14 protein-coding genes and 1 pseudogene are annotated in these 16,899 nt (G+C 69.7%); 10 read left to right on the forward strand and 5 right to left on the reverse strand.

Annotation, left to right across the window (positions count from 1 at the left end; all coding sequences use genetic code 11):
* The first annotated feature begins 19 nt into the window (after positions 1-19).
* Positions 20-1,735 (forward strand): hypothetical protein, encoded by a 1,716-nt coding sequence (locus MUY14_RS07860; protein ID WP_247022102.1) that lies wholly within the window; start codon positions 20-22, stop codon positions 1,733-1,735.
* A 324-nt stretch (positions 1,736-2,059) separates the two neighbouring features.
* Here MUY14_RS07860 and MUY14_RS07865 read toward each other — a convergent pair whose 3' ends face one another.
* The 3 genes from MUY14_RS07865 to MUY14_RS07875 form a co-directional block, all read right to left on the reverse strand.
* The gene (locus MUY14_RS07865) at positions 2,060-2,779 is read right to left on the reverse strand and encodes an anti-sigma factor domain-containing protein (protein ID WP_247022103.1); all 720 of its coding nucleotides are present in this window, start codon (positions 2,777-2,779) and stop codon (positions 2,060-2,062) included.
* Positions 2,776-3,369 (reverse strand): ECF RNA polymerase sigma factor SigK, encoded by a 594-nt coding sequence (gene sigK / locus MUY14_RS07870; protein WP_247022104.1) that lies wholly within the window; start codon positions 3,367-3,369, stop codon positions 2,776-2,778. The genes MUY14_RS07865 and sigK overlap by 4 nt, the downstream gene beginning before the upstream one ends.
* A gap of 300 nt (positions 3,370-3,669) precedes the next feature.
* Positions 3,670-3,807 (reverse strand): hypothetical protein, encoded by a 138-nt coding sequence (locus MUY14_RS07875; RefSeq protein WP_247025559.1) that lies wholly within the window; start codon positions 3,805-3,807, stop codon positions 3,670-3,672.
* Between the two features lie 31 nt (positions 3,808-3,838).
* Here MUY14_RS07875 and MUY14_RS07880 point away from each other — a divergent pair.
* From MUY14_RS07880 to MUY14_RS07905, 7 genes and pseudogenes are all read left to right on the forward strand, one after another.
* A pseudogene (locus MUY14_RS07880) lies at positions 3,839-3,913 on the forward strand (hypothetical protein); the annotation flags it as partial.
* 255 nt (positions 3,914-4,168) lie between these two features.
* Positions 4,169-4,366, forward strand: coding sequence for a 3-oxoacyl-[acyl-carrier-protein] synthase III C-terminal domain-containing protein (locus MUY14_RS07885; protein WP_247025079.1), 198 nt, complete (start codon positions 4,169-4,171; stop codon positions 4,364-4,366).
* A gap of 82 nt (positions 4,367-4,448) precedes the next feature.
* Positions 4,449-6,032 (forward strand): molybdopterin-dependent oxidoreductase, encoded by a 1,584-nt coding sequence (locus MUY14_RS07890; protein ID WP_247022105.1) that lies wholly within the window; start codon positions 4,449-4,451, stop codon positions 6,030-6,032.
* 113 nt (positions 6,033-6,145) lie between these two features.
* On the forward strand, positions 6,146-6,817 hold the full coding sequence (locus MUY14_RS07895) for a fasciclin domain-containing protein (protein ID WP_247022106.1): 672 nt from the start codon (positions 6,146-6,148) through the stop codon (positions 6,815-6,817).
* A gap of 340 nt (positions 6,818-7,157) precedes the next feature.
* Complete coding sequence (locus MUY14_RS07900; RefSeq protein ID WP_281506266.1) at positions 7,158-7,466, forward strand: hypothetical protein; 309 nt, start codon at positions 7,158-7,160, stop codon at positions 7,464-7,466.
* 54 nt (positions 7,467-7,520) lie between these two features.
* Entirely contained in the window at positions 7,521-7,649 is a 129-nt protein-coding gene (locus MUY14_RS46820) for a hypothetical protein (protein ID WP_281506267.1), read from the forward strand.
* A gap of 288 nt (positions 7,650-7,937) precedes the next feature.
* Entirely contained in the window at positions 7,938-13,670 is a 5,733-nt protein-coding gene (locus MUY14_RS07905) for an RHS repeat-associated core domain-containing protein (protein ID WP_247022108.1), read from the forward strand.
* A 13-nt stretch (positions 13,671-13,683) separates the two neighbouring features.
* Here the strand turns inward: MUY14_RS07905 and MUY14_RS07910 are convergent, their stop codons facing one another.
* Positions 13,684-13,938 (reverse strand): hypothetical protein, encoded by a 255-nt coding sequence (locus MUY14_RS07910; protein ID WP_247022109.1) that lies wholly within the window; start codon positions 13,936-13,938, stop codon positions 13,684-13,686.
* Between MUY14_RS07910 and MUY14_RS07915 the strand changes: the two genes are divergently transcribed.
* Together MUY14_RS07915 and MUY14_RS07920 are read left to right on the forward strand one after the other, a co-directional pair.
* Positions 13,937-14,230 (forward strand): hypothetical protein, encoded by a 294-nt coding sequence (locus MUY14_RS07915; RefSeq protein WP_247022110.1) that lies wholly within the window; start codon positions 13,937-13,939, stop codon positions 14,228-14,230. The genes MUY14_RS07910 and MUY14_RS07915 overlap by 2 nt on opposite strands.
* 112 nt (positions 14,231-14,342) lie before the next feature.
* The gene (locus tag MUY14_RS07920; protein ID WP_247022111.1) at positions 14,343-16,112 is read left to right on the forward strand and encodes a hypothetical protein; all 1,770 of its coding nucleotides are present in this window, start codon (positions 14,343-14,345) and stop codon (positions 16,110-16,112) included.
* A 359-nt stretch (positions 16,113-16,471) separates the two neighbouring features.
* Here MUY14_RS07920 and MUY14_RS07925 read toward each other — a convergent pair whose 3' ends face one another.
* Positions 16,472-16,795 carry a hypothetical protein gene (locus tag MUY14_RS07925; protein ID WP_247022112.1) on the reverse strand — a complete coding sequence of 108 codons (324 nt, stop codon included), beginning with the start codon at positions 16,793-16,795 and terminating at the stop codon, positions 16,472-16,474.
* Between the last annotated feature and the right edge of the window lie 104 nt (positions 16,796-16,899).

Here is a 16,899-nt window from a genome sequence, read left to right on the forward strand (position 1 = left end):
AGAGCTAGGAAGGGAAGTCATGCACAAGTACGTGCGACGCGGCCTGACCGCCGCGTTCATCTCCGGCGGGTTCGTCCTGCTGGGATCAGCGGTGGCCAGTGCGGACACCGGGAACTCGGGCCCGCTGGGCGGGCTCGGCACCACGCTGCACTCGGTGGTCTCCGGCGCTTCGGCCGGCGGCACCGGCGGGGACTCCGGTTCCGGCGGCAACGCGAGCAGCAGCAACAACGCTGTCAGCGGGAACTCCGGCAACTCGGGCAACTCCGGGTCCACCGGGCACAACAGCGCCTACGGCGTTTGCGTGCTGGCCAAGTGCACCACCTCGGTGTCCTCGGGCAACTCCGGGAACACGGGCGCGACCGGCTCGACCGGGAACGCCTCGAACACCAGCAGCACCGCCGGCGGCCACTCCGGGAACGCCGGCAACGGCGGCTCCGGGACCACGGCGGCGTCGGGCAGGAACACCGCGGACTCGCGGGGCGCCCGCGGCGTCCTCGGCTCGGTGACCGGCACCGCCAGGGGCGGCAACGGTGGCGACTCCGGTGACGCCGGGAACGCCACCAGTTCCAACTCGGCGGTGTCGGGGAACTCGGGCAACTCCGGGAACTCCGGGTCGACCGGCGGCAACAGCGCCTACGGCCTCTGCCTGCTGGCGCAGTGCTCCACCACGGTGACCTCGGGTGACTCCGGGAACACCGGCGCCACCGGCTCGACCGGCGACGCGAGCAACACCAGCACCACCACCGGCGGAAATTCCGGCTGGGCGGGCAACGGCGGCGACGCCACCGTCGTCAGCGAAAGCCGCAACTCCGCCACGAACACCGGTGGGCACAGCTGGAAGCGTCACGGGCAGGGCGGCGACACGGGCGTCCTGGGCTGGGTCACGGGCACGGCGAAGGGCGGCAACGGTGGTGACTCCGGCGACGCCGGGAACGCCACCAGCCACAACAACGCGGTGACCGGGAACTCCGGCAACTCGGGTGACTCGGGCTCCACCGGTGGCAACACCGCCATCGTGTGGACGCTCGGCGGCCAGGACAAGGGCCGCGGCCACGGTGGGCACCAGTACTGCGGTGGGAACCACGGCGGCACCTGGAACCACCACGGCAGCTGGAAGCACGAGGGCACGACGTCGCACACCGCGGTGACGTCGGGCAACTCGGGTGACACCGGCGCCACCGGTTCGACCGGCGACGCGGGCAACTGGAGCACCACCACCGGCGGGAACTCCGGCTGGGCGGGCAACGGCGGCGGCGCCACCGTCGTCAGCACCGGCCAGAACTCCGCGATGAACAACGGTGGGCACAGCTGGAAGCGGCACGAGCAGGGCGGCCGCACCGGCGTCCTGGGTGTCGTGACCGGCATCGCCAAGGGTGGCAACGGTGGCGTTTCCGGCGACGCCGGAAACGCCACCAGCAGCAACAACGCCGTGAGCGGCAAGTCCGGCAACTCGGGCGACTCGGGCTCGACCGGCGGCAACACCGCCGTCGTCTCGACCCGCGGGCACGAGCAGCAGGGCCGTCACCACGGTGGCTGGAAGCACGAGGGCACGACGTCGCACACCGCGGTGACGTCGGGCAACTCGGGTGACACCGGCGCCACCGGCTCGACCGGCGACGCCTGGAACACCAGCACCACCACCGGCGGCAACTCCGGCTGGGCGGGCAACGGCGGCGACGCCGGCGTCATCGCCACGGGCTGGAACACCGCCGCGCACACCCCGCACACCGTCTGACGGTCAACGGGGAGCGCATGAGTGGGGCACCGGCGAGATCCGGTGCCCCACTTTTGTCGGAGGACCGCGCGACCGCTGGGCGGGACTGGTGGAGGCGGACGCCGTGGCGGGCAGTGCGGCAGTCACGAGCAGATGACGGCCGGAATGTGCCTGCGATGTTCTCCTTCTCCTCAAACGGTCACCGGTCACGATCCGGATGGCGAATGGATCACCAGGAGTTCAGCGGAATCAGGCCCGGCGGACAAGTTCCCGGCACTGGACGAGGCCCTGTGGCTGCCAACGCGGAAGGCCCGGTCACCTCGGTGACCGGGCCTTCGCGCTGGTTCAGCTGACTACGAGGCTCGCGACGGACGGTGTCGTCGGCTGCAGCGACCCGGTGGCGGGTTCGACGGTCACCGCGACACCGTCGGTCGTGGCGGGCAGGGCGGTCTCGACGGTGCCCCCGGGCCCGAGCAGTCCCGCCGATCGTGGCGTGCCCGGTCCGGTGAGCCACAGCTCGTAGGCGTGGCCGGCGTCCAGCTGTGGCAGGGCCTGCGCGGTGACCAGTACTTTGCCCAGCTGCCGGGAAGCCGTGGCCGAGACCGAGCCTCCGCCGGCCACGGCCGCGCGCACGGTGGTCGCGTCGGGCGCGGATGCCACCGCGCCACTGTCGGCCACCGGCACCGGGCGGCCGGAGACCGACTGGTCCAGCCCGATGCTGATACCGCCGGCAAGTACCGCGGCCGCTGCGGCGACCGACACCGCTGCGGTCAGTGCGCGCTTGCGCCACCGGGAGCGTCGTGCCGGGGCGGCAGGCTCAGGGGTGACGCGGGGCGGCTGCTGCCGTGTCTGGGAGATCTCGGCGAGCACCCGCCGTCGCAGTCCCGGGCCGGCAACGACTGTTGTGGCAGCGCCCAGTCTGGCGGCGGTTTCCCGGAATTCGGCGACCTCGTCCGCGCACGCGGCGCATTCGGCCAGGTGCCGGGCGAAAGCGGCATTTTCGAGGTCGTCTACCGCGTCGAGGGCGTACGCGCCGGCGAGGATGTGGACGTCGGCGGTGGTCATCGGTGCACTCCCAGAGCATCGCGCAAGCGGAGCAGTCCGTCCCGCATACGGGTCTTGACGGTGCCGACGGCGACACCGAGTTCTTCGGAAACTTCCCGGCAGGTGTAACCCTGAAAGTAGGCGAGCAGGATCGACTCCCGCTGGAGCTCGGTCAGGACCGCCAATGCGGCGCGAACCTGCGCCCGGTCGTGCTGATCGAGCATGGTCTCGGTGACGTCGTCGTAGGGACGGCGCAGGTCCAGCCGCTCGGCCCGGTCCTCCCGGTTGACCGCGGACTGCTCAGACCGAACCCGGTCGATCGCCCGCCGGTGCGCGATGGTCAGCGCCCAGGTCTGCACCCGTCCGCGCCCGGCGTCGAACGTCGGCGCCTTGCGCCAGATCTCGAGCAGCACTTCCTGCGTGACCTCTTCCGCATGCGCCCGGGAGCGCAATACGTGGAACACGGTGCCGAAGATCGGCCCGGCCAGCTGGTCGTAGAGCGCGGCGAAAGCCTCCTCGTCACCGAGAGCGGTGCGGGCGAGCAGCTCTTCCGGTTCTAATTCCGGCTCCGCTCCGGGCACGGCGCGGAGCGCGACTGTGCGGGCTGTCATGGCACCTGTCCTTCCCGGCGGGCGCCGAGTCACACGCCGCCCTCGGCGGCGTGTCACCAGGAGTTCGTTCCGGCCGGCCCGCGCGGATTGGTGCTGTGCCGAGATACGCAGCTCTCACCCATAAGGAGGGGCGAAGCGACGCTGTCCACAAAGGATCACCCAACCCGCGAGGTCACTCGGCTCTCGTTCGGGCACTACCAGCCGAACCGGACGGTCACGAACGACGGACTCGCAGACCGGCTAGGTACGTCCAACGCGTGGATCCGCGAGCGCGTGGGCGTGCGACGTCGACGGATCCGGTCACGACGCGGCCGAGGTCGACCTCGTGATCGTCGCCACGTACACCACGTTCGACCGGATGCCCAGCGTCGCTTGCCGAGTCGCCGAGCGGCTGGGGATCACCGCGCCCGGCGCGTTCGCCACGGCCGCCCACGCCATCCGCGCGGATACTGCCTCCCGGGCCATCGTGGTGGGCGTCGACAAGATGAGCGACTTCCTCGACTGGACTGACCGCTCGACGTGCGTGATCTTCGGCGACGCTGGGGGCGCGGCTGTCGTCGAGCGGGCCCCGGGCGGGATCGGACCGGTGGTGTGGGGCTCGGACCCGGCGAATGGCCACTGCATCACGCTCGAAGCCGCCGGGCCCGGTGTGCTGCCCGCGGTGTTCGGCAGAAGGGCCAGGCAGTGTTCCGCTGGGCCACCACCGCACCAGCCCGATCGCCCCGGAAGCGTGCTGCCGCGCCGGCGCCGACCTCGGCGGTGTCGGGACCCACAGGCCGACGTTCGCATCATCGATGCGTTGGCCCGCAAGATCGGTGCGACCGGCGCGGTGCTCGCGACGGACGTGACGGAGTCGGGCAACACCTCGGCCGCGAGCATCCCGCTGGCGTTGTCGAAGCTCGTCGAGCGCGGGGAAATCGCGGCGGGCGCGCCGGTGCCGCTGTTCGGGTTCGGCGCCGGGCTGACCTACGCCGGGCAGGTCATCAGCTGCCCGTAATGCTCAAGTCTTTCACCCGATCCGGCGAAACAGAACTACCGCGCGGACCAATACTTCGACCGAGCCGCCTCGAATCACTGTCATGACCGCAACCGAGCTCGACACCCCGGAAGCCCCGTCAGCGCCGCCGCGCGCCCGGTTGCGATTCTTCGCGGCCGCGTTCACCGGCATTCTGGCGCTGGCCGCCGCGCTGGCCGCCGGGCATCTGGTGGCCGGTCTCATCAGTATCAACGCCTCTCCCTACCTCGCGGTCGGCAACGGCGCCATCGACCTCACCCCGGTCGAGCTGAAGGACTTCGCTGTCCGCACCTTCGGCACCTACGACAAGCTCGTGCTGCTGGGCAGCATGGCCGTGGTCATGGTGCTGGCCGCGGCGCTCGCCGGTGTGCTGTCGCGGCGTTCCCCGGTGCCCGGGACGGTCATCATCGTCCTGTTCGGACTGCTCGGCGGGTTCGCCGTGTCCCGGCGCCCGGATCTCACGGTCGTCGCGCTGCTGGCGCCGGTTGCGAGCCTCGTGACCGGCGTGGCCGTTTTCCTTCTCCTGCACCACATCGCGCCCCGTGTCTGGCGGGAACCGGACTCCGACGAGAAGACCGGAACATCGCGGCGGTCGTTCCTGCTCGGCGGAGCCGGGGTGGCCGTCGGCGCGGGCGCGATGGGTCTCGGCGGCCAGCTGATCAGCTCGACCCGGGACGCGACGGCGTCGCGGGAGGCGATCGGCAAGCTCGTGCCCGCGCGGACCGCGCCGATGATCCCGGCCGACGCGGACTTCGCCAAGCTCGGAACCCCGCCGTTCCTGACGCCGAACGACAAGTTCTACCGCGTCGACACCGCGTTGTCGGTGCCTCAGCTGCGCGCCGAGGACTGGAGCCTGCGCCTGCACGGCATGGTCGACCGCGAAGTCCGCTTCAGCTACAACGACATCCGCAACCGGCCGTTGGTCGAGCGGACGGTCACGATGACGTGCGTGTCCAATGAGGTCGGTGGCGACTACGTGTCGACGTCGAACTTCATCGGCGTCGACCTGGCCGACCTGCTCGCCGAAGCCGGCGTGAAACCCGGCGCCGAGCAGCTGTTCTGCACCAGCGTCGACGGCTGGACGTCGGGCACGCCGGTCGCGGCGGGGCAGGACCGCGCCCGCGGCGCGATGCTCGCGATCGGGATGAACGGCGAGCCGCTGCCGCTGGAGCACGGCTTCCCGGCCCGGCTCGTCACCCCCGGCCTCTACGGCTACGTCTCGGCGACGAAATGGGTCGTGGACATCGAGGTCACGACGTGGGCGGCGCGCCAGGCGTACTGGCTCAAGCGGAGCTGGAGCCAGGAGGCGCCGATCAAGACGGAGTCCCGGATCGACTCCCACCGCGGCTTCGCCAACGTCCAAAAGGGAAAGGTGCGGGTCGCCGGGGTCGCGTGGGCACAGCACACCGGGATCGAGAAGGTCGAGGTGCGCATGGACCAGGGTCCGTGGCAGGAGACGACGTTGTCGAAGGAGGTCAACCTGAACACCTGGCGGATGTGGTGGACCGAAATCGACATCCCTGCCGGGGTGCACCAGGTTTTCTGCCGTGCCACGGACAAGTCCGGCTACACCCAGACCGACATGCGCGCGGGCACCGTCCCGAACGGCGCTACAGGATGGCACAACGTCACGTTCACCGCCGCCTGAGAAATATTTTCCGATCGACCAATCCGGGCCCGCCCGGGCACCGAATCACCAGCAACAAGAGGTTCTCGCCGACTGGGCAGCCTCAGCCGCGTAATCAATTGGAGTGAATTCTCGTGCGTAACCTTCGTATTGCCGGTATCGGCCTCACCGCGGCCGCCGCGCTCACCCTCACCGCGTGCAGCGGCAGCGACACCGCGTCTTCGGGCAGCTCGAGTGCGCCCGCGCCGTCCTCGTCCGCGGCCGCCCCGTCCTCCAGCGCCGACGCGGGCGCCTCGGACGGCATGACCACCAACGCCGACGTGTTCGGCCCGGCCTGCTCCCAGCTGCCGCAGGGTTCCGCGCCGGGTTCGCTGGACTCGATGGGCCCGCAGCCCGTCGCTTCCGCTGCCTCGACCAACCCGCTGCTGACCAAGCTGGTCGCCGCGGTCAAGGCCACCAACCTGGTCGACACCCTCAACAGCGCCCCGGCCATCACCGTGTTCGCGCCCGCCGACCCCGCCTTCGCCGCTCTCGGCGACGCGAAGTTCAACGAGCTGGCGGGCAAGCCGGCCGAGCTGGCGCCGATCCTGCAGTACCACGTCGTCGGCAAGCGCTACAACGCCAAGGGCCTCGAAGGCGCCGGCACCCTCGACACGCTGAACGCCGCCGGCGGGCCGCTGAAGATCGAAGGCACGGGCGAGAACATGACCGTCAACGGCGCGAAGATCCTGTGCGGCAACATCCCCACGAAGAACGCGACGGTCTTCGTGATCGACAAGGTCATGACCCCGGGCACCAACAAGTAACACCACAGCGTCCGGTCGCCGACGGGTGACCTGACACCGCACGGCCGCCTCGCCTCCACTTACCTCCTGGAGCCGAGGCGGTCGTCCTTTCGCCGCCCGAGGACTTCTTCCGGGCTCGGGCGGCGACCATGTCTGGTGGCGGATTGCAGAAATCCTCTACCGGGGACGCCGAAGCGGCGGCGTCCGCCGGTCGTCGCCACCGCCGGATCACTCCAGGGTCGGTGGCGGCGATCGGCCCTTTGCTGTCATTGCCAGCTCGCACACCCCCATCGAGGTAAGGTCGCCGACCAGTCGGAGACCGTAGCGGCCGGACCCGGTTTGCCTTGGTGACGGCTGGATCGTGGCCGCTGACTTTGCCCATCGGGCTCTCGCAGTTGCGGGTGCGATCAGTTCGCGAGCCGCCGAGGAGCCGGAGCCCTTGATGGCGATGCGGCGCGGCGCGGCCGGCAACGAGAACGCGTGCGTGCAGCTGCGCGACTTCATCCAGTCCCGGTTGCTGCATGGCGCAGGCGGCGGTGGCGATGCGATGCTGCGCGCCGGCCTGGCGGCGGCGATGCTGGTCGGCATCGTCACCGGCAGGCGGATCGTCGGGGGTGCCCGTCCGACGCGGGCCACCGTGGCCGAGGCTGTCACCGTGGTCGAAGGCTGAGGCGGCCGTACAGGAAGTCACAGTAACTGCCTCTTTTTTGTCGTCGTAGAGGACTTGCAGGCTGAAGTCCTGGTAGACCTCCGCCACGTCGATCGCCTGTGCGTCCGGCAGGTGCTCACCCACGGCTTGACCTTCCTGCTCATGGCCCGCGTCGTGCTGCCCGGTCACACGTCCTTGGCTTGACCGCGGAGGACTTCAGCGGCTCACGCCGGGCGAGCCTGGCCTGGGACCTTGTCCGCGACGTCGCCGGGCTCGACGGCCCACCCTCTTGGGTGGGCAGAGAGCTGACTGTGCGTGACCGAGATGGCACGGGCGATGTAGCGATCTGTAACTCCACTGTGACACAGACCCTTTCAAGTGCACGGACTGCGATGTAGCATCGGTCCGATCAAGCCGACGGATCAAGCCGGACGGCACAGTCGCCCTGGACGGTGTGCCCGTCCACTCCGAGAGTGCCGAGGGGTCAGGCCCATGGAGTCCGCAGTAGTCGGCCGCGCGCTGCGCGGAATTCTGGTCGTCGTCCTGTTGCTGGCCGGCAGCGTGGGCACCGCGGGGGCGGTGACCGCGCCCGCCGATGGCCCATCGGCCAAGGAGAAGGAGCGCACCTCGCTCGCCGACGTCGCCAAGACGCCGGAGCCGCAGGTGCCCGACAAGTCGTGGCAGGTCGACGGGAACGGGACGTTCACCGATTCGATCGCGCTCCGGGTCCCGGCCTTCCACGACATCACCCCGCAGTTCTCGCTGGCCTACGATTCGTCCGCCCTCAACGGGCTGGCCGGGGTCGGCTGGACGCTGAGCGGCCTCAGCGAGATCGAACGGGCCGGCGCCGGCAAGGGCGCCCCCCGCTACGACGCCTCGGACGTCTACCTCGCGGACGGCGAGGAGCTCGTGCCCTGCGTCGCCGGCAGCGTGAGCCCGAGCTGCACCTCGGGTGGCACGCACGCGACCAAGAACGAGTCCTTCCGGAAGTTCGCGCTGACCGGCACCGGAGCCGCCAGCCGGTGGACCTTGACCGCGAAGGACGGCGTCAAGCGCGTCTACGCGCCCGTGCTGTCGGCCGGGACCGATCTCGTCTACCGGTGGGGCCTGAGCCAGGTCGTCGACCCGAAGGGCAACACGGTCACCTACAACTGGGCGGCCAACCAGTTCGCGTGCTGCTGGGAGTACCTCGATTCGGTCACCTACAACGGGACGACGGTCAAGTTCACCTACGAGCAGCGCACCGACACCGATCTGCGGGCGATGGGCAACGGCGGCATCCGGACCGTCCAGGGCCGCATCAAGACCATCGACGTGAGCGTCGGCGGCAGCCGGGTCCGCGCGTACAAGCTGACCTACGCCACCAGTGACGCGACGGGACGGTCACTCCTGTCGGCCGTGCAGCAGTTCGGCACCGACGCCGTCCTGGACGCCGCGGGCACCGTCACCGGCGGCACCGCGATGCCACCCGTGACGGCGACCTACCAGGCCGGCGCGCCCGCGTTCGTCTCCGGCAGCAACAACCAGGCGTTCACCGGCAACAACAACGCCGCCAAAGACTTCCCGATGGACATCAACGGCGACGGCAAGACCGACATGCTGGAGCTGTGGCCGAACTTCGGGACCTACCAACGCAAGACGTGGCTGTCCGACGGCACCGACTTCACGCTCGCGTCGGCGGAAGGCGCGACGTCGCTCAACGAGAACGCGCGCTACCTGCCGGGTGACTTCACCGGCGACGGGAAGTCCGACCTGCTGGAGTTCTCCCCCTCCGGCCTCGGTATGGCGCGGCAGCTGTGGGTGTCCACCGGCACCGGCTTCACGGCGGGTTCGACCGGCGCGGCCCAGGGCCGCAACGACGCGAACGCGCGCTTCCTCCCGATGGACGTCAACGGCGACGGCAAGACCGACGTCCTGGAACTGTATTCCTGCGGCATCTTCCCGGTGAACTACTGCCGCGCGACGTGGCTTTCGGACGGCACCACCTTCACCCTCGCCTCCAACGACGCCGGTATCGCCTACGACGCGAATCGGCAGTTCGAGGCCGCCGACGTCAACGGCGACGGCAAGACCGACTTCGTCGAACTGTCGCCCGCGCTCTTCGGCGCCGGCAACCGGCACATCTGGCTGTCCACCGGAACCGGCTTCGTCTCCGGGGCGAGCGACTCCGGCATCTCCTGGAGCGCGCCGAACGCGGAAGGCGCCGGCAGCCGGTTCCTGATGATGGACGTCAACGACGACGACAAAGTCGACATGGTCGAGCTCTACCCGCTGTTCGGCACGTACACCCGCCGGACGTGGCTCTCCACCGGCTACAGCTACAAACTGGGCGCCACCGACACGAGCATGGCCTACGCCGAGACGTCCAAGCAGCTCGTGATGGACGTCAACGGCGACCACCGGATGGACATGGTCGCCCTCTCCCCGGGATTCCTGGGGGCGTCGACGAAACGCGACATCTGGTTGTCCACCGGCTCCGGCTTCACGCCCGGCGCGAGCGACCCGACGATGGGTACCTACTCCTGCAGCAAGGGCACCTGCACCAGCGACTTCCTCGAAATGGACGTCAACGGCGACATGCGCACGGAAATGGTGGAGCTCTACAACACCAACTTCGGCCTCAACAAGGGGCGCCACATCTGGAACATGGGCGGCGCGGCGACCGACGTGCTGACCTCCCGCACCAACGAGTGGGGCGACAAGACGTCGGTGAGCTACCAGCCGTCGTCGGCGTGGGCGAACACGAACAACCCGCCGCTGACCCAGACGGTGTCCGCCGTGACCGACAACGCCGGCCCGGGTGGCGCCGCGACCACGAACTACAGCTACTCCGGCGGGGCGTACCACCACCCGGAGCGCACGTTCCTCGGGTTCCGCACGCAGCGGGAGACCAAGCCGTGCAACGCGGGCGAGACGCAGTGCCCGTACGTCGACACGACGTTCCGCCAGGACCTCGCCGCGATCGGCCAGGCGGAACGCGTCGAGAACCACGGCGGCGACGGCGCGCTGCTGAGCTCGACGGTCACCGACTACGTCACCAACGGCACGACCGTGCCGAGGACGGCGCTGCCGACCGGCACGATGGAGACCGCGTACACCGGCAAAAGCGCGGTGTGCCCCGGAGCGGACTGCAAGCGCAGCTACACGAGCCGGGCGTACAACGCCTACGGCGAAGTGGTGACCCAGATCGAGAACGGCGACAACGAGCAGGCGGGTGACGAACGCACGACGGTGACCACGTTCGTGCCCAACACGGCCGCCTACATCGTGAACAAGCCGGCCGCGGTGAAGGTAGTCACCGGGGTCGGCGCCGGCGGGACGAAGCTCAGCGAGACCCGCACCGGGTACGACGGCGCGGCGTGGGACCAGGCTCCCGCGGCCGGTTACGCGACGTCGTCGGCCCAGTGGCTTTCGACGCGGGACGCGTTCGTCGGGACGGGCAAGGAGTACGACGCGTGGGGCAACCTCACCGCTGAGATCGACGCGCTCGGCGGACGCACCACACTCGGCTACGACCCGGCGTACCACAGTTTCCAGACCTCGGAGACCAACGCGCTGTCCCAGACGGTCGACGCGACGTGGGATCCCGTCTGCGGCACACCGACCCGGGTGAACGACCTCAACCGGCAGGCGACCACGGTCACCTACGACCCGCTGTGCCGGGCGGCCGAAACCACCCAGCCCGGCGGCAAGTTCGAACGCCACAAGTGGGTGGACGTCGGCGATCCGGCCAAGCAGTACGAGCAGATCGAGAAGCCGGCCGCGGACGGGACGAGCGCCCCGCAGTGGAGCCGCCGCTACGTGGACGGTCTGCAGCGCCCGTACCGCACCGCGAACAAGGGCCCGGACGCGGCGACCGGTGACATCTACGTCGACACGGCGTACAACGCCCGCGGCCAGGTCGCGTCGAGGACCGCGCCGTACTACTGGGTGGCGGGCACCGCGCAGCCGGTGACGTACCCGACGCTCACCGCCTACGACGGGCTCGACCGGGTGGTCAAGACCACGCTGCCGGGTGGCGCGGTCCAGACCAAGAGCTACGGCCCGTGGTCGACCACCAGCACCGACGAGAACGGGCACGCCACGACCGACCGCCTGGACGCCTACGGCAAGCGCGCCGAGCGCCAGGAGCCGGTCGGCGGCAAGCCCGTGACCGCGCGGTACGACTACGACCTGCGGGGAAACCTCGCGAAGTCCACCGACCCGTCCGGGGCCGTCATCACCTACACCACCGACTCGTTCGGGCGGCAGACGAAGGTGGCGGACCCGGACAAGGGCGTCACCACCTACGAGTGGGACGACGCCGGCCGCGCGGTCGCGCAGACCGACGCGAACAACCAGCGCACGACGTTCACCAACGACAAGCTGGGCCGCAAGACCGCCAAGACGACCAACGCGGGAACCGCGTCCGCAACGACGGTGTCCTGGACCTACGACGAGGTCCGCGCCGGCTACGCCAACGTCGGCAAGGTCACCGCGAACACGGACGCCGCCGGCACCCGGACGTTCGACTACGACGCCCTCGGCCACACCGTCAAGACCGTGCGGACCGTGGGCGCCGCGAGCTACGAGTTCCGGTACGGCTTCGACGCGGGTGACCGCAAGCTGTGGACCACCTACCCCGACGGGGACACGCAGGGCACCGCGGCGGCACCGTTGCGCTACGACAGCGCGGGCCGGCTCACGGCGATCCCCGGCTACGTCACCTCGGCGACCTACAACGCCGACGGCAAGGTGACCCGGATCGCCAACGCCAACGGCACCACGACCACCCGCCCGCACGACGCGGAACGCGGCTGGCTCACCGGCATCGAGACGAAGTCGGGCGCGAACGTCGTGCAGGACAACAAGTTCACCCGCGATCCGAGCGGCAACATCACGAAGGTCACCAGCCCGTTCCCCGACGAGAGCTGGACCTACACCTACGACGACGGCGGCCGGCTCACCAGCGCGACCGACGACGCCGGCCCGGCGAACAACCAGTCCCTCACCTACGACGCGGCCGGCAACATCGCCGCGAACTCCCGGACCGGTGCCTACGCCTACGACCCGGCGCACCCGCACGCGGTGAGCACCGCCGGGGCGAACACCTACACCTACGACGCGGCGGGCAACATGACCTCCGGCGCCGGCCGCACCCTCACCTGGAACGGCAACGGGCTGCTCGCTTCGGTCGTCAAGGGCGGTGTCACGTCGACGTTCACCTACGACGCCGACGACACCCGGCTCCAGCAGGTCGAGGGCGGCGTCACCCGCCGCTACCTCGGCGTCGACTACGAGGTGAACGTCACCGCCGGCACGACCACCAAGTACATCTCGATCGAGGGCACGCCGGTGGCCCGGGTCGACGGCGGGACGAAGTACTGGGTGCACACCGACATCCAGGGCTCGGTGCAGGCCGAGACCGACGCCGCGGGGGTGGAGGTCCACCGCAAGAAGTACCGGCCCTTCGGCGAGGTCCTGTCGGCCGGTGGGTCGCTGCCCTTCGAGTCGCGCGGCTTCATCGCCGAACGCCAGGACTCGACCGGGCTGGTGTACCTCAACGCCCGCTACTACGACCCGCAGCTCGGCCGGTTCATCTCGCCCGACCCCACCATCGACGGCGAAGACACCATCGGCCTCAACCGGTACGCCTACGCCGCGAACGACCCGGTGAACCAGGTCGACCGCACCGGCCTCTCGTGCCAGAAGGCGGACGGCAACAAGTGCGACCCGGAGAACGAACCCAAGATCACCCGGTCGGAGATCATCGCCCGGGCGCAGTACTGGGTCGACCACAAGCCAGGGCCGTACTACGACCCGGACAACTTCGCCCCCGGTGACAACGGTTTCTCACCCGGGCCGGGTGACGGACGCGTCTACCGCCGCGACTGCTCCGGGTACGTCTCGATGGCCTTCCACCTCAGCTGGAGCGCGAGCACGTACACCCTGCCCTACTACGGAGAGAAGATCGACCGCTCCGAGCTCCAGGCCGGGGACATCCTGAATTCGACCACCGAACACGTCCTGCTCTTCCACAAGTGGCTCGACGACAAGGGGAACTTCGAGTACTACTCGTTCGGCGCGACCCCGGTGAAGCGCGCCACGGCCAACATCAACGACTCCACCCTCGACAGCCACGCGAACGGCAACTACCAGGCGTACCGCTACGTCAACGTCGTCGATGACCCCCCGCCGCCACCCGGCGTCATCGGAAATTCCGTCGGCCGTTCGCCGTTTTCCTGACGGCCCGCGCTCGCTATCCAGCCTGACCTGGCACTCGGACGCAGTGTTCGGGAAGGACGGTGCTGCTCCAGTGCTCGAGGCCGGCAGGATCGGGCTCGGCGGGGAACTCGATGTCGACGGTGACGATGGGGGACTGTAAGGCACTGGCGAACGCGATGCCGTCGGATCCGAACGCACAGATATGTCCGGTGCCGAGCAGGCCGTCGACGAGGAAGAACAGGCCGGGGTGGACGGCGACGGTGCGGTCCGTCCGGAAGCCGACGCGCATGCGAGCCGCCGACTTCGTCAACGACCCGGACCTCGCCGCCCCGCTGGGCATGTTCTCGCGGTCGGTGATCGAGCGCTGTCACCAGGCCGAGTCGCAGTTCGCCAGCGAAGTCCCGCAATGGCTGGACCAGTGGCACGACAACGCCGTTTTCCTCGACGCACGGCTATCTCCGACTCCCGAAGAGGCGGCGGCTATGAGCGCAGAGGTCGACGCGGTGATCGACCGTTACCGCCGCGAGCCCGCCGGGTGGCTGCTACCGCCTGATCACGCCGCTCACCGGCACAAGAAATAGGAGCGATAGCCGGCTTGTCCGCCATCCGGCGATCGAGGTTGGGGTGAAGTCGCGGGCCTACGCCACTCGTTCGCCGCAGTGGGAGCGTCACTGGCGTCGGGATACTGGCGGTGTGAACCACGACCCAGCCGACGGTGAGCACGAGGAGATCGCGAGGATCCTCGGCCTGCGCTCCGGCACGGCGAACGTCATCCGCGGTCCGGTGTCAGGCACGGTGGTGCAGGCGGGCACGATCGGCTCGCTGCACGTGCACCACGAAGGCTTGGCACGGCCCCGGCAATCGGACCACTTCGCGATGTGCGTCGCGCGGGTGTTGTCGCGGGCAGACGAGCCCGCCGGCGTGGCGATGGTGGTCGACCGGCGCACACTGGTCACCGACATCGAGGTCGTGAGCCGGGTGCTCGGAGCCGACGCGACGCCAGGCGGGTCGATCACCGTGGACTTCCCGCTGCTGGCTCCGGGCCGCACGCACACGGCTGTGGTCGAACGGTGGCGGCCCGACGGGCTCGACATCGCAGTGCTGAGGCTGACGAGCGCGCCGACGCAGCGACTGCTGCGGGTGTGGCTGGTCGACCCGGGCAACTGCTGGGGCCACCGAGCCGGGCTGGTCGCGATCGGCCTCGGCGCACCGGACGGCGTCCCCGTCAATGCGGTGCTGCTGGCGCACCAGGACGAGAACACGATCGCGATCGACATCCAGGCGCCAGCGCGGCCGGACCTTCTCGGCTCTCCGGTGTGGGACGACGACGCGGCGGGAATCGTCGGCGTCGCGGTCCGCGGGAGCCGCGTCCTGTCCGGGCGCCGGATCGCTGCCGCCGTCGGGCTGGACCTCGGACCGGTCACCGCCCTGGCGCCGCCCGATGACGCCCGCGCCCGGCGAGCCCTGCGGCTCGGGTTCGCGCACGTGCTCAGCGCCCGGCTGGAAGCCCTCCCCGCCGGCGAGGACCGCGACCGCCAAGTGGATGCCCTGCTGTGGGAGTCCGCCGACCACGCCGACTTCCTCGGTGTCGACCTGCCCCAGTCGGCGCCGGACCCTGATCCGCGCGTCGGTGTCCTGCTCGGCCGAATCCGTGACGGACACGCGGTGCGGAACCGGCTGGCCCGCACGCACGGCCCTGGGGTCGCGGCGGCGCACTGGGTGGGCGTGCGGCTCGCGGCGGTGTCGGAGAAGCTGGCGCCCGTCGACGACCGCGCCCGCGACGCCGATGGGATCGCGACCGGGTGCCGCACCTCGGGTCTTCCGGACGACCTCGCTCAACGAACGGCCGACCTGGTGCGCCAGCCCTCGGCCGCCGCCGCGGACCTCTCGGACGTCTGGCGCTGTCGCGACGAGTTGGTGGGGTGGTGGGACGAGCGGCTGGCGACCGATCGATGGACCCGGGCCGCCCAGCGCGACCTGTGGGGCTACACCCGCTCCGCCGCGTTCGCCGGGATAGCCAGAGCGCGCGGTGTCGACACCCGTTTCGCCGCGACCGCCCGCCTGCACGCCGATGCGCTCGACATCGACGTCCCGGCCCTGTTCGACCGCACCGGCGACACGGTGACCGACGACGTTCGGGCGCTGCACTACATCCTGGAGGAGATCCCCGCCCCCATAACGCGCGCGATGGTTGCGCGCTACGGCCCGACCGCGGATCGCATCCTGTCCCTGTCCCGCCGCCTGTTCGGCTGGCTGCTCTACCCCGAACCGGCGCTCTGCCGCGACCTGGCCACCACCATCACCGACACGTGCCACGCATTGCGTCTCCCGAACACCCTGGGCGCCCCGCACGCGTCCAGTCTCGCAGGCGATGCCGACTACGACACCGCGTCGAGCGCGATCCTGGCCTTCGACCGGGAACTGCGGACGTTCCTCGACCAGGCGGTTCGGACCTGGGCATGAACAAGCTGATGGCGCGCCCGTCTTGATCATCGCAAACGCCGCGGCAAACCGTCGCGCAGTTCCAGCTAGGTGTACCTCAGTAGGTGGCGCAGAGCCGGTCGCGGATGGATCGACAGCATGGCCTGCGGGGACGGCTGTTCGAACCACGTTGCCCCATCGGTCGCCGGGATGCCGCCCGGGTAGCTGCCGTCGGCAGTGTGGCAGCTACCCGTGCCCGGCCCCCGTGACTGCCGTGAAATCATGACACCGCAAGTATCCCTTGATGCGCACGGCGAGACACGTTGGTGGCGATTTGCCGTTTCAAAGCTCTGCCTGGTTCGTGTAGGTTACTTCTCTTCAGGGGTTGCGTTTGATCGATCTCAGCCGCACCAGGTGTTGCCGGTGTAACTGAGGTTGCTCGACAGCACCCAGCCCCATTTGGAGCTGCCGGTGTTGAATCCGTAGTAGCGCGGGTTTCCTTGGATGCGAACGTTGATCAGGTCGCCGACGTACGCATCGCCCACGTAGTTTCCGCCGGACTCGGCGTCCGTCATGTTTCCGGGGTTTGTCACGCGGTACTGCCACACGGTCGAGCATCGGGCTTGTGCGGTCGATGCGTGAGCGGACGGAGCGATGTCTCCGCCGGCGGTCGCAACGCCGATCGCGGACATGGCAACGGCGATGAGGCAAAGCTGTCTCAGCATGATTGTTCCCTCCCTCGGGCAGAAATTTGCTGGCGAGCAACACTGTAGGGCAGGAATTGCTGACCTTTTGGCGTTTCCTGTCAGACTGCCTGATCGGTCCAGGG

The sequence above is a fragment of the Amycolatopsis sp. FBCC-B4732 genome, from assembly GCF_023008405.1.
Taxonomy (GTDB): Bacteria; Actinomycetota; Actinomycetes; order Mycobacteriales; family Pseudonocardiaceae; genus Amycolatopsis; species Amycolatopsis pretoriensis_A.

Coding starts and splice junctions, on each gene's coding strand:
- MUY14_RS07860 (WP_247022102.1), top strand. CDS start 20: ATGCACAAGTACGTGCGACGCGGCCTGACCGCCGCGTTCATCTCCGGC.
- MUY14_RS07865 (WP_247022103.1), bottom strand. CDS start 2,779: ATGACCACCGCCGACGTCCACATCCTCGCCGGCGCGTACGCCCTCGAC.
- sigK (WP_247022104.1), bottom strand. CDS start 3,369: ATGACAGCCCGCACAGTCGCGCTCCGCGCCGTGCCCGGAGCGGAGCCG.
- MUY14_RS07875 (WP_247025559.1), bottom strand. CDS start 3,807: ATGGCGTGGGCGGCCGTGGCGAACGCGCCGGGCGCGGTGATCCCCAGC.
- MUY14_RS07890 (WP_247022105.1), top strand. CDS start 4,449: ATGACCGCAACCGAGCTCGACACCCCGGAAGCCCCGTCAGCGCCGCCG.
- MUY14_RS07905 (WP_247022108.1), top strand. CDS start 7,938: ATGGAGTCCGCAGTAGTCGGCCGCGCGCTGCGCGGAATTCTGGTCGTC.
- MUY14_RS07915 (WP_247022110.1), top strand. CDS start 13,937: ATGCGAGCCGCCGACTTCGTCAACGACCCGGACCTCGCCGCCCCGCTG.
- MUY14_RS07910 (WP_247022109.1), bottom strand. CDS start 13,938: ATGCGCGTCGGCTTCCGGACGGACCGCACCGTCGCCGTCCACCCCGGC.
- MUY14_RS07925 (WP_247022112.1), bottom strand. CDS start 16,795: ATGCTGAGACAGCTTTGCCTCATCGCCGTTGCCATGTCCGCGATCGGC.